This window comes from Planctobacterium marinum, assembly GCF_036322805.1.
Classification (GTDB): Bacteria; Pseudomonadota; Gammaproteobacteria; order Enterobacterales; family Alteromonadaceae; genus Planctobacterium; species Planctobacterium marinum_A.
The window spans coordinates 2,729,721-2,742,765 of the sequence record NZ_AP027272.1 but is presented as its reverse complement, the minus strand read 5'-3'; the positions used below and the strand labels follow the sequence as shown (position 1 = coordinate 2,742,765).

The 13,045-nt window shown below is 46.3% G+C and carries 8 protein-coding genes; 5 read left to right on the top strand and 3 right to left on the bottom strand.

The features are described from left to right. Positions 1-2: 2 nt before the first annotated feature. Together AABA75_RS12265 and AABA75_RS12260 are read right to left on the bottom strand one after the other, a co-directional pair. Positions 3-3,359, bottom strand: coding sequence for an efflux RND transporter permease subunit (locus AABA75_RS12265; protein WP_338292895.1), 3,357 nt, complete (start codon positions 3,357-3,359; stop codon positions 3-5). A gap of 25 nt (positions 3,360-3,384) precedes the next feature. Next, entirely contained in the window at positions 3,385-4,455 is a 1,071-nt protein-coding gene (locus AABA75_RS12260; protein ID WP_338292894.1) for an efflux RND transporter periplasmic adaptor subunit, read from the bottom strand. Between the two features lie 356 nt (positions 4,456-4,811). Here AABA75_RS12260 and AABA75_RS12255 point away from each other — a divergent pair, with 356 nt between their 5' ends. The 5 genes from AABA75_RS12255 to AABA75_RS12235 all read left to right on the top strand — a co-directional run bounded on the left by AABA75_RS12255 (position 4,812) and on the right by AABA75_RS12235 (position 9,862). After that, on the top strand, positions 4,812-5,342 hold the full coding sequence (locus tag AABA75_RS12255; protein WP_338292893.1) for an SRPBCC family protein: 531 nt from the start codon (positions 4,812-4,814) through the stop codon (positions 5,340-5,342). A gap of 140 nt (positions 5,343-5,482) precedes the next feature. Beyond that, entirely contained in the window at positions 5,483-6,511 is a 1,029-nt protein-coding gene (locus AABA75_RS12250) for an XdhC family protein (RefSeq protein WP_338292892.1), read from the top strand. A gap of 8 nt (positions 6,512-6,519) precedes the next feature. Beyond that, the gene (locus AABA75_RS12245; RefSeq protein ID WP_338292891.1) at positions 6,520-7,137 is read left to right on the top strand and encodes a nucleotidyltransferase family protein; all 618 of its coding nucleotides are present in this window, start codon (positions 6,520-6,522) and stop codon (positions 7,135-7,137) included. Then, positions 7,134-7,595, top strand: a complete 462-nt coding sequence (locus tag AABA75_RS12240) for a (2Fe-2S)-binding protein (RefSeq protein ID WP_338292890.1) — start codon at positions 7,134-7,136, stop codon at positions 7,593-7,595. The genes AABA75_RS12245 and AABA75_RS12240 overlap by 4 nt, the downstream gene beginning before the upstream one ends. After that, positions 7,595-9,862: a xanthine dehydrogenase family protein molybdopterin-binding subunit gene (locus AABA75_RS12235; RefSeq protein ID WP_338292889.1), complete on the top strand. Its 2,268-nt coding sequence runs from the start codon at positions 7,595-7,597 to the stop codon at positions 9,860-9,862. Before AABA75_RS12240 ends, AABA75_RS12235 begins: the two co-directional genes overlap by 1 nt. A 26-nt stretch (positions 9,863-9,888) precedes the next feature. Here the strand turns inward: AABA75_RS12235 and AABA75_RS12230 are convergent, their stop codons facing one another. Next, positions 9,889-12,957, bottom strand: coding sequence for a methyl-accepting chemotaxis protein (locus AABA75_RS12230; RefSeq protein ID WP_338292888.1), 3,069 nt, complete (start codon positions 12,955-12,957; stop codon positions 9,889-9,891). Positions 12,958-13,045: the final 88 nt, after the last annotated feature.

Genomic DNA, 13,045 nt, shown 5'->3' with positions numbered 1-13,045 from the left:
CATCAGGCTCCTGCATTACCGTTAACAGAATTGATCTCTGCATTTTGCGTATCTGTCGCTTGGGCAAACTTTTTCCGGTCGAACAAACTGTACAAGATGGGAATGAAAAACAATGTTAGTAACGTCGCAAACATCAAGCCAAAGATAACGGTGATGGCCATAGGTTTGCGGATTTCTGCACCTTCACCGAAACCTAACATCATGGGCAGCAGGCCCAATGTAGTAGTCAGGGTGGTCATCAGAATAGGGCGAAAGCGAGTTAATGCCGATTCTTTAATGGCATCCATCTTTTGCGCGCCTTGTTCCCGCAGTTGATTGATGCGATCCACCAATACAATGGCGTTATTTACCACTATGCCTGCCAGCATAATTAAACCAATAAACACTACTACCGATACTGTGGTTCCGGTGAGGTACAAGCCATAAATAGAGCCTGCACAGGCAAGCGGCACAGTAAATAAGATCAAGAAGGGGTGCAGTAATGATTCAAATTGTGATGCCATCACCAGATAAACCATGAATATTGCCAGTGCCAACGCGAATTTAAGTGACTGGAAGGAGACTTCCATTTCCTCATTTTGTCCAGATACTTTGGCCTGCATGCTCAATGGCAGTTTCAGTCCTGCTAACAGTTTTTCAGCGTCGGATACCGCCTCACCAAGGTCACCATAGGCCAGGTTAGCTGAAATAATGGCCACCCGCTCTTGGCCCACACGAGTAATTTCACTCGGACCGATGGACGTTTCTATACTGGCTACCGTATCCAGGGTGATGGGACGCAATGCGCCCGGGTTAACAATGATTTGCGACACATCGGCTGCAGAATCCCGTTGAGTTTCTTGGGTACGTACCAGGATATCCACTTTGCGATCATTGATTGAGTATTTACTGGCAACCTCACCACCAATCTTAGCGGCTACCAGCTGTGCTACGTTTGGCGAAGAAAGACCTAGCTGCGCTAGTTTGGCGTGATCGAAGTGAACTTTCAGTTCAGGATTACCTGACTGCAAGGAGGATTTTACGTCGGCAAAACGGTCGTTACTTTCCAGGGTCTCAACGATTTGTTCACCATAGCGACGCAACATGCCCAGGTCATAACCCACCAGTTCGATTTCCAGTGGTGTACTGAAGCTGAATAGTTCCGGTTTACCAAATTTGCTGGCGACACCGGCTTTTGATTTGAGGTATTCACGCATGGCAGCTTGTGTTGCCAGCTCGTCCTGCGGCAAGGAGCCCGGATTTAAGACTACGTTGAGTTTACCCCAATAATCGCCACCTTGACTGGGCGAGGCATTCATCAGGCTACCTGTTCCCGCAATGGAATAAGTTCGAGCGACGTGTGGCAATGATTCGGTGTAGTTTGCCAGGTCTTTCAATACCTGATCGGTGGTTTCAAGGCGTGCTCCGGTGGGCAGCGTCACTTCTACATCAAACTCACCCTGTGCCATGGGGGGGATCAATTCTATACCCAGCTTGCTTACCAGTACCACAGAGCTTAATGACACCGCCAGAATACCGGTGATCACGACTGCGCGTTGAGCTAAGGCAAATTCCAGCAGTTTTTGATAGGCCGCAAAGACAGCACTGTAGGCTTTATCGAATACCCATAAAATGGGCTTGAACACAAAACCAAAGACTTTGCGCAGTACTCTCACCAGCATTACGATCAGGCTACTTATCGCCAGTGGAATATAATAAAACACAACTCTTAGTAGATATTTAAACGGTAGTACCAGGTAATATCCGATTTTACCTAAACGCGTTTCCGGGCGTGATTTAGTTTTAGCCGGGCCCAAATCCAGGGTATCTGCTGCACTTTTCTTTTTGGCTCTGCTGGCCATCATAGGGATGATGGTTAACGCCACAAGAAGTGAGGCACCCAAAGCAAAAGTAACGGTCAGTGCCTGGTCACCAAATAACTGACCCGCAATGCCTTCTACAAATACCAGCGGGAAAAACACCGCCATTGTAGTGAGCGTTGACGCGACAATGGCCATAGAGACTTCTTTGGTTCCTTCTGCGGCAGCGGTTTTGGAGTCTGGGTTTTGCTGCTTTTTACGGTCGATGTTTTCCAATACCACGATGGAGTTATCCACCAATAAACCGATGGCCAAGGCGATTCCGCCCAAGCTCATGATGTTCAGGCTGATGCCATTGCCATACATCAGATTAAAGGTGGCAATAATCGAAACCGGAATGGATATCGAAATAATAAAGGTGGGCCAGATATTTTTCAGGAACAGATATAAAATAAGCATGGCCAAGAGACCACCCACGATACCCGCCGATTTAACTTCATTGATGGCATTGGAGATAAAGGTGGATTGGTCGTAAACCAATTGCATTTTATACTGTTCGGGGATTTCATTTTGAATACGCTGCAAACGTTTTTTAACGTTTTCGGCCACTTCTACTGTATTGGCATCTCCTTCTTTATAAATGGCGATTTCAACACCCTCAAACCCATCAAAGCGAGTGATAGAGGTGCGTTCTTTGTGGCTGTCCTTGATTTCTGCGATATCCCCTAAGCGAATGTGACGACCATTGCGGGTGGCGATAAACAGATCGCGCATTTCATCCAGGGTTTCGAACTGGTTAAGGGTCCTCACCAGATACTCTTGAGAACCGTCTTCTACCCGGCCACCTGAGGTGTTGACATTTTCTTGCTGCAATCGGGTAACGATGTCACTAATGGTGATATTGAGCTGGCTGGTTTTTTGTTGATTGATCAATACCTGGATTTCATTTTCCAGGCCACCGCCAACTTTTACCGACGCGACACCTTCAACCGATTCCAGTTTGCGTTTGATTTGCTCTTCTGCGTAAGTACGAAGGCGTTTCATGCCTGCACTATCAAGACTGGTTAACTGGGTTTCGGGGGCGCTTGCAGACTGAGTTTCGTTATCATAGGTTTCAGGCGATGGCAGAGCGCCGCCCAAGCCATAACGCATAACAGGGTCCAGCGAGGGATTGAAGCGCAATAACAGGGGTTTGGATACATCGAGTGGTAACTGTAGGATGTCCAGCTTTTCACGTACATCCAACGAAGCCAGATCCATATCCGTGCCCCATTCAAACTCCAGCAGCACATCTGATTGGCCCGCTTTAGAAGTGGATTTCACCGTTCTGACGCCTTTTACAACACCGATGGCTTCTTCGATGGGTTTTGATACTAATTGTTCCAGTTCTCCCGGCGCTGCACCTTCGTAATCGGTGCGGATCGTCAAGGTAGGGTAGGATAACTCTGGCAGTAAGTTAATAGACAATCTGGATAGAGACACCATGCCAAATAGCAATATGGCAAAAGTAAACATCCACACGGTAACCGGGCGCTTCACCGCCACATCAATAATACTCATTTTACTCTCCGCTTCGTGTGGAAACTTAGCTGTTTACGATTTCGACGTTGGCCTGATCTTTCAGATTATGATGACCCGTGATCACAACTTTTTCAGAGCCATCAAGTCCCTCAGTAATTTCAACAAACTGACCTTCTTGATAACCAATTTTCACTGGTAGTTTGGTAGCGATACCATCTTTCACCACGAAGACGTTGATTTGGTCATCAATGTGCAGCAAGGCTTTGCGCGGTAACAGCGTCGCGTTTTTGTGGGTGTCGTAGTTCAGTTTTACTTTGGAAAACATACCCGCTTTGAGATAGTTTTCTTCATTCGGTACTCGTAAGGTTACTTTGAATGTACCGGTTTCAGCATCAATCACCGGACTGATACGTTCAACAAAGGCTTCGATGTTTTTATCACCCAGAGCCGTGACAGATAATGTGGCTTTTTGCTCTTTGTGTACTCGTGCCAGTTCTTTTTCCGGCAAGTGCACAATCCCGTACAGCTGTTTCTGTTGTACGATTTGGAACATGCGCTCCCGTTGGAAAGATTCTGTCAGGTTACCCACTTTTGCGTTTCGCTCTGCAATATAACCTGCTATGGGGGCGCGAATGATGGTTTCTGCCAGATCCAGTTCAGCCAATTCCAGGGTAGCTTTGGCAGACTCAAATTGTGCAGTCAACTTGTCGTAGGTGTCGTCACTCACCAGTTTTTGATTGTAAACCTTGTCGATTTTGTCCAGCTCTTTTTGAATGCCACGCAAGTCGGCTTTGGCTCTATTCAGGTTAAGGATGTAACGCTCTTGTTCCAGCTTTGCCAATTCCTGGCCTTTTTCTACGTAGTCACCTTCTTCTACGTAGATATGTTCAATGATGCCTGATGCCCGCGCTACCACAAACGCTTCTTCTTTCGCTTCTAATACTGCGGTAGTTTCGTAGTTGGAAGAGATACTACCGATAGTTAAATCAGCCACTTCAACTGGAATGGAGACGATCTCTTCAGCTTCTTCGGCATTGTTGGTGGCTTCGGCGTCACCGCAGCCAGATAAAAATGCCGTGCTCACGGCGATGCTGCTGGCAAGTAAAAGAGTTTTTAAGTTGTTATTGTGTGTCATTTGTCTTCCCCTGAAATAAAACTGAACAATTTGTAAAACTTGCCAATCGATAGCATTCGTCATGCCATTTAAAAAAATATAATAAAAACATAGGTTTATGTATTTCGCTCTACAGTCCCTCGATTAACACTTCCCACATGTTGGCGAATATCACCAAGTATTAGCGTTATTACTTAAATACTTTGTGTGGCTCTAACTCAACAACAATATGGTAAATAAATTGTAAACCTGTTTAACTGCTAAACCTACCCAATAAAGGAATTTCCACTAATATTGGGGCTATCTATTGTAAGAATTCATTACATACTGATAGATATGTCGAGATGGGTTGAGAAAAGGTTTGAGAGGACAGTTAAATGAAAGTGTTAAAATTGGCGGCATCAGGTCTTATTGGCTTTGTACTCTTACTGGTTATTATCGGTTTTTTATTGCCCTCGGAATTCCATGTGCAGCGCAAAATCACAATAGATGCGCCAGCTGCAAAAGTCTTTCCCTATGTTGTTGATCTCAAGCAATGGAGAAACTGGGGTATTTGGTTTAGCCGCGATCCTAATATGCAAATTACTTACTCTGGCGCAGCGGGAGAGATAGGGCATAAGTCAGCTTGGATTAGTGAATCTGAGGGCTCTGGAGAAATGACGATCACCAGTTTCACTGCAAACCAAAAATTGATTTATAACTTGTATTTTCCCGACTTTGATATGGGCAGCACAGGAGAGATAACACTCGCTGAAAAAGAGGGGCAGACGGAAGTCACTTGGTCCGATTATGGTGATGTGGGAGGAAACCCCGTTTACCATTATTTCGCACTGATGATGGACAGCATGATTGGTCCTGACTTTGAAGCTGGACTACAAAATTTAAAAGCTTTAGTGGAATCAAACTAAATTCTTCATGATTAGCACAATGGTACTTAATTAATGTCTTTTTATTCAATTTGTTGCCAATTATTTCGGTGCAATTTTAATTGCCGGTCCAATTTGTTAAAACAACCGTAATGGCAATTTTGAGTGTATTTTCTTAGAAGATGAGTGCTGTAAAAACTAATCACCTCAGTTCATTATTAGATGAATGGGAGCCACAAAAAGACCAGCTGGATTGGGTACTGGCCACCATCATTGAAACTGATGGTTCCAGTTATCGCAAACCCGGCGCAATTATGTTTATCAATAGTTTAGGGCAATATTTTGGTTTGCTCAGTGGCGGCTGTCTTGAGGCTGACATTATGCGCCAGGCCCGAAAGTGTTGGGACAATGGTGCCAGCCATGTCATTCAATATGATATGCGTGACGAAGATGATATTGCCTGGCAACTGGGTATTGGTTGTGGTGGTATGGTGCGCATTTTATTGCAACCTGTAACTGCGCAAAACAACTACTTGTCGTTACTTACATTGCGCCGCCGATTACAGGAAAACCAAACCTGCTTTTATGTACAACTGATTTCTGAGTCAGAAACAAATAATCAATGCATGGCAGAGCCTCCAACAGATTTTGATGATCTAAAAAGTACCTTGTTAACCACTGCACAAGGCCAGTATTTTGTCAGTGTTCAGCAGCCGGTTGTTCGTCTCGCCATTTTTGGTGGCGGCATCGATGCAATCCCGCTGGCAAAAATGGCTAAACAATTGGGCTGGCATGTTACGGTTTTTGATGAGCGCCTGGGCTATGCCAAAGAGAGCTTTTTTGCTGATGTTGATGTCATTATCCGGGATAAACTCAGTGCACTGGATGTTGCGCAGCTCAAGTCGTACCCGGCAATTGTCATCATGAATCACAATGTAACCATGGACGCACAGGCACTGCTAATCAGTCAAAGCAGCAATGCTCGCTATATTGGTATGCTGGGTCCTTGGCATCGTACGGAGCGGGTTTTCGAGGAGGCTGGTATCGATGTCAAAGAACTCAAATTACCCCTATATAATCCGGTGGGATTGGATTTGGGCGGTGAGTTACCTGAATCTATCGCTTTGAGTATGTTGAGCGAGATGCATGCCACACTATCAGGTGCTAGTGGCAATAGCTTGAGCCATATTTCAAACAAGATTCCGGCATAAATACCCAGATGAATAGAGACAAAAAATATCAGCTTGGTGCACTATTGTTAGCCGCTGGTGAGAGTCGTCGCTTTGCTGGAATAAAGCAATTATCGTCCTTGGACGGTAAACACATGTTGCAACACTCTTTGTCTCTTCTTTCCCGTCTTGAGTGCCATACTCGTTTAGTGACTTTGGGGGCCAATGCGAATGTCATAAAAGCGGCGATCGCAGTGCCAGAAAATGTCGATTTACTGGAAGTTAATAATTGGCACGAGGGAATTTCAGCGAGTATTCGCGGTGGGGTGGAAATGCTCGCACAGCGCTCGCATATTTTGATTATGCTTGCAGATCAGCCTGATATCGATTTACGAGATATCAATCTATTATTGCAGCAAAGCCGTATGCATCCGGAAACAATTGTTTGCGCAAAGTACGCGGATAAGAACGCAGTTCCTGCAATTTTTCCCGCAAGCGACTATGCTTTATTGCGCAATCTTAGTGGAGATAAAGGGGCGGGCCAGTTCCTGAATCATCCCGACTTTTCACAACGAGTACTCACTGTGCCGATGGCGCACGGTGAATTTGATATCGATACACAACAAGATTTGAGCCGCTGGCAACAAACTAAGAAGGACAAAGCATGATTACATTTACCCTGAACGGTAAATCCACGCAGGTGGATGCCGAAGCCGACATGCCACTATTGTGGGTGATCCGCGATCTATTGCAAATGACAGGCACAAAATACGGCTGTGGCCTTGGGGTTTGTGGTGCTTGTACCGTGCACATGGATGGTCAGCCCATTCGCTCTTGTGCGACGCCTGTCTCTGTTGTCGCTGGTAAATCAGTAACCACCATTGAAGGCTTGAGCAAAGACGCCAGCCACCCTGTGCAGCAAGCGTGGGCTGAACACAAGGTACCTCAATGTGGTTATTGTCAGTCAGGACAAATGATGTCTGCAGCGGCCTTATTAGCTTCGAATCCATCACCTGATGATGCGGAAATCGACAGTTATATGCAGGGCAATATATGTCGTTGCGGTACTTATCCTCGTATCAAGGCTGCCATAAAGTCTGCGGCGAAATTTGTGGAGGTGAAGTAATGTTTATCGAACAATTACAACAAGCAAAATCTGTTAGTGTTCTGCACAATGTCAGTCGTCGCGGTTTTTTGAAGGCCTTTGGTATTTCTTCTTCGGCGTTAGTGCTGGGAGTGAGTTTACCTAATTTGTCGCCACTGAGAGCGGCAGAAACCGGCGATGGCAAGGTGAACTTATTTGTCAGCATAGAGGAAACTGGTGCGGTCAATATTGTCTGTCATAGATCAGAAATGGGGCAGGGTATTCGCACCTCCTTACCTCAGGTTTTGGCCGATGAACTGGAAGCAGACTGGCAACAGGTCAATGTCATACAGGGGCTTGCAGACGCGCGTTACGGCAGTCAAAACACTGATGGCTCGCGCTCTATTCGTCATTTCTATCAAACCATGCGGGAAATGGGGGCCTCTGCCAAGGCGATGCTACAACAAGCCGCTGCGAACCAATGGGGTGTGCCGGTGTCCGAAGTCAGTGCGAAACAGCATCGGCTGGTGCACACTTCGGGCAAATCCCTGAGCTTTGGCGAGGTCGCCAGCGCGGCAAGTCAGCTTACTGCGCCAGATGTCGCGCAACTTAAATTCAAAAAGAAGAGTGAATTTAACTACATCGGAAAAGGGCTTCCTTTGGTGGATATGCAAGCCATTCAAACCGGGGCGACTGAATTTGGACAAGATGTGCAATTGCCGGGAATGCTGTATGCCAGTATTGTGCGTGCACCTGTTATTGGTGCTAACGTTGCCTCAGTGGATAAAGACGCAGCGCTTGCAACCGCCGGTGTCGTGGATGTCTTCCAGATGCCGGAACGCAGCTTTCCGGTAGGTTTTAACTCTCTGCCTGGGGTTGCAGTTTTAGCAAACAACACATGGGCAGCTCAGCAGGGCGCCAAAAAGCTGGGTATAACCTGGACTGAGCATGACAATCAATCCCATGATTCAGCGGAATTCCTCGCGCAGTTACAAGAAAGAGTTAAAACAAAAGGCAAAGTACAGAGAAGCGCTGGTGATGCCTACGCAAAAATTGACACCGCCAAAAGTAAAATAAGTGCTGCTTATTCCGTTCCTTATCTGGCCCACGCGCCGATGGAGCCACCTGCGGCAACCGCCGTATTCAAAGATGGCTCAGTGGAAATCTGGGCCTGTACCCAAACACCACAAGCGACGCAAAACACAGTAGCACAAGTATTGGGTATTGAACCTGCAAACGTAACAGTGCATGTGACGCTGTTAGGTGGTGGCTTTGGACGTAAATCTAAACCGGATTTTTCAGTCGAGGCTGCAATTCTCGCTAAGCACAGCGGCAAGCCTGTTAAAGTGGTTTGGAGCCGTGAGGATGATATCCAAAATAGCTACTACCATTCTGTTAGTGCCCAGCACTTCGAAGCCGGTCTTGGTGAAGATGGCAAGGTACAAGGTTGGGTCCAACGAGCAGCCTATCCCAGCATTGGCTGGACCTTCAGTGGCAGTGCCAATGAGCCTCAATCTTGGGAATTGTCTTTGGGCTTTGGCGATGTGCCATTTGAACTTGCTGATTTGTCCTGTGAATCTCATCAGGCTACAGCGCATGCGCGGATTGGCTGGGTGCGTTCGGTGTGCAACATTCAACATGCTTTTGCCCTTGGTTCCTTTGTTGATGAAGTCGCTGTCGCAGCAAAGAAATCGACACCGGAAATGTGGATGGAGTTAATCGGCTCAGATCGAAATGTCGATCCTAAAGAGCAAGGTTTTGAGTATGCCAATTATGGTGATCCTCTGGAAGTCCATCCGGTGAGTACCAAACGCCTGAAGCACTGTTTAAATGATGTTATTAAACAGTCTGGTGCCGATAAGCCAACGGCAGAAAACGAAGCCTGGGGTATCAGCGTGCATCGCAGCTTTGTCAGTTATGTTGCCGTTGCAGCGAAAGTCAGGGTGGAAAACAATAAGGTGACGGTACTAGAAATGCACTCTACTATTGATGCCGGTACCGTGGTGAATCCGGATCGAGTAAAAGCCCAACAAGAGGGCTCCATGATTTTTGGATTGTCGATAGCCTTAATGGGGGAAATCAGTTTTAAAGAAGGTAAAGTGCAACAATCCAACTACCATGATTATCCCGTACTGAGAATCAATCAGTGTCCCGAGATAGTGACGCATATCGTGGAGTCGGAAGAGGTGCCGGGCGGAGTCGGGGAGCCGGGCACGCCGCCAGTGGCAGCGGCCATAACCAATGCCATTTACCACGCATCCGGTAAGCGAATTCGCGATTTACCCGTCAATAAACATATGCAGGTTTAACCACACTGCATTATTGTGGAGTGCGCTTACAGCGCACTCCAGTCTTCATCTTCAGAGAAATCGACTACGTCATTTGACGCCTGCAACACTTCTTCTTCAGAAATCTTAAAGGTAGCTACCAATCCCAGCAGTTGATTGGCCGTTTCATTTAGAGAGGTACTGGCGGTACTGACTTCTTCCACCAAGGCTGCATTGCGCTGGGTGGCATCGTCCATATCGTTGATGGCCTGGAATATCTGCTCAATACCGTGGCGCTGATCCATTGCATCCTGACTGATGTCGGTTATGGCACCGTTTACGGAACTAATAGACTCTACAATGTCTTTTAAGGTGTCACCGGCTTTATTCACCAGGGTCGAGCCTTCATCTACCTTATTGCCACTTTCAATAATTAAACCTTTAATTTCTCTTGCGGCTTGTGCTGAACGTTGCGCCAGACTGCGTACTTCAGAGGCTACAACCGAAAAACCACGACCGGATTCACCGGCTCGCGCAGCCTCTACCGCGGCATTTAGAGCCAGTAGGTTGGTTTGAAAAGCGATTTCATCGATAACACCGATAATGTCAGATATTTTACGGCTGGATTCATCAATCTGCTGCATAGCTTGCACCGCATTGGTAACGACGTTGCCCCCTTGCTCAGCGATACTTGTGGCGTTTTGTGCCATGTGTGCAGAATCCTTTGAAGCATTGGCGGTGTTAGCTACACGCTCCATTAATTCCTTCATGGTGGCGTTGGTTTCTTCCAGTGAAGCTGCTTGAGACTGTGTACGGTCGCTTAAATCGTTGTTGCCGCTGGATATCTCATTGGCGCCGCTACTGACCGATGTGGCAGTGATACGGATTTCTTCAACGATATTGCTGATATTAGCTACCGATTGATTAATGTCTTGCTTGAGCTCATTGAACAGGCCTTGATAGTCGCCCTGTATGCTTTTGGTCAAATCACCTTGCGCGAGGGCTTTAGCCACCAATGCTGATTCGTTAATAATGCGATCGTTGACATCAACTAATTGGTTAATGCCTTGGCTGAGGGTTTTGAAAAAGCCAGTTTTATTGTCCAGGTTAATGCGATTGGCCAGGTTACCTTCATTGGCAGCACTAACAATATTTTGAATATCGCCTTCTATCACGGTTTTGAGTTTTTCTGTCGTGGCATTCGCGTCTTGCTTCAGAACATCAAAATCACCGCGATATTCATGCTCGATAGTCTGACTGAGGTCACCTCTGGAAAGCGCAGAGAAGACGTTAACTGTGTCTTTCACCACTCGATCACTGGTGGCAACTATGTCGTTGATGCCATTGGAAAGCTCAGCGTAAAAACCGTCTTTATCCTCCAGGCCTATTCTTTCACTGAGGTTACCGTTTCTCGCCTGATTTACGATTGTTTGAATATCTTGTTCAATGACTTTTTTAAGTTTCTTGGTGGTGGCATTGGCATCTTGTTTCAGGGCATCAAAGGCTCCCTGATATTCGCCGTCAATTTGCTGATCGAGATCCCCAGAAGCCAGTGCGCTCAGTACCCGGCCTGTGTCATTAACAATGCTCTCACTGCTGTTAACCAGATCGTTGATGCCTTCACTTAAAGACAGGAAAAAACCTTGTTTGTCATCAAGTGGAATGCGGTTGCTCAAGTCGCCTTTTTGCGCTGCACTGACCAGGTGTTGGATATCTCCCTCAATCACTGCTTCAAGTTTATTCAGGGTATTGTTGGCGTCGTTTTTCAGCTGCAGGAAAGAGCCTTTGTAAGGCTTATCTATGCGCTCTGAAAGATCGCCTTTTGCCATGGCACCAAAAATAATGGAGGTTTCTGAAATGATGTCCTCACTGTTGTTTACAACCGAATTGATACCGCTACTCAATGTTTTGTAAAAACCTTGCTTGTCTTTAAGGTCAATTCGACTGCTCAAATCACCTTGCTCAGCCTTGTTTACCAGAGTCTGAATGTCACCTTCCACCACGGTTTTAAGTTTATTGATGGTAGCATTCGCGTTTTCTTTTAGATTGTGGAATTCGCCGTGATAATTGCGGGTGATAGTTTGGTTGAGATCGCCTTCCGCCAGAGCTTCAATAACCCGACTGGTATCACCTATAATTGCGCTGGAGGTATCTACCAAATCATTGATGCCTTCGGACAAGTCTTTGTAGCAACCTGCTTTATTTTGCACAGAAATACGCTGACTCAGATCGCCTTGTTTGGTGGCTTTAACCAGATTTTGGATATCACTCTCGATGACCTGGCGCAGATTGTTTTGCATCTTTGCCATGGCAGCTAGTAGTTGCGCGATTTCGTCGCGCCCGGACACCTGAATATCACTGTTCAAGTCGCCATTGGCGATATTATCAGCTGCGAGACTGGCTTTGCTAAGCGGGGCAATGATGGTATTGGTTAAAAGTAGCAGAATGAGCACCACTGCTACAATGACAACAAGCAACAGTACGATAAGTGAATTACTGGATGTTTCAATATTATTACCAAACCCGGTAACCTGAGCACTGATTTCAGTATTACTGATTACCACACTACTGGCCAGTTCGCTGCCTTCTTTTAACTCTGCAGAAAGTCCGGCCAGTACTTCGACTTTTTGCTCCAGGTCTTGGCTGAAGCTAATCATCTCTTTGACGGTATTTGCAAGGCCAACCAAGCCCTCCCGACGAATGGTGCCTTCAATGTCGGTTACCGTGTCGCTGAGATCTTCAAGCTCATAGAGGGCATCACTTTCTTCCATTTCGGCCGTGACTTCTTCCAGCACTTCCATTATTTCAATTTGAGAAGCGGCAAAACCTTGTATTTTGCGCTCAAGAATCTTTACGTTTTGATTGGTGCGCTGAATGTCCGCCACCAGTGCTTGCATCTCTTGAGACATTTGTGTCAGGTTGTTATCAACTTCGAAAATGGTTTGTTCAGTGGTTTTGGCACTGGATACACCTTGCTTCGCTTGTTGCTGCACGCCATCAAAGCCGCTAAGTAAACCGCTGAAGGACAAATAGGAAACCGCCAATACAACGATGAGCGCAGCAGAGATAACTCCTGCAACGCCCAATAGCTTGGTTTTTATTGTAAATTTTGCCGCTACTTGATTGATAAGTTCCATAAAATTGTCCGGGCTAGGGTTTTACAAATATTAGTTGTGTTCTGAAAAGCATACGTGCTTTCTGTGCAGAAAGCCCGGTTTTCGTAGT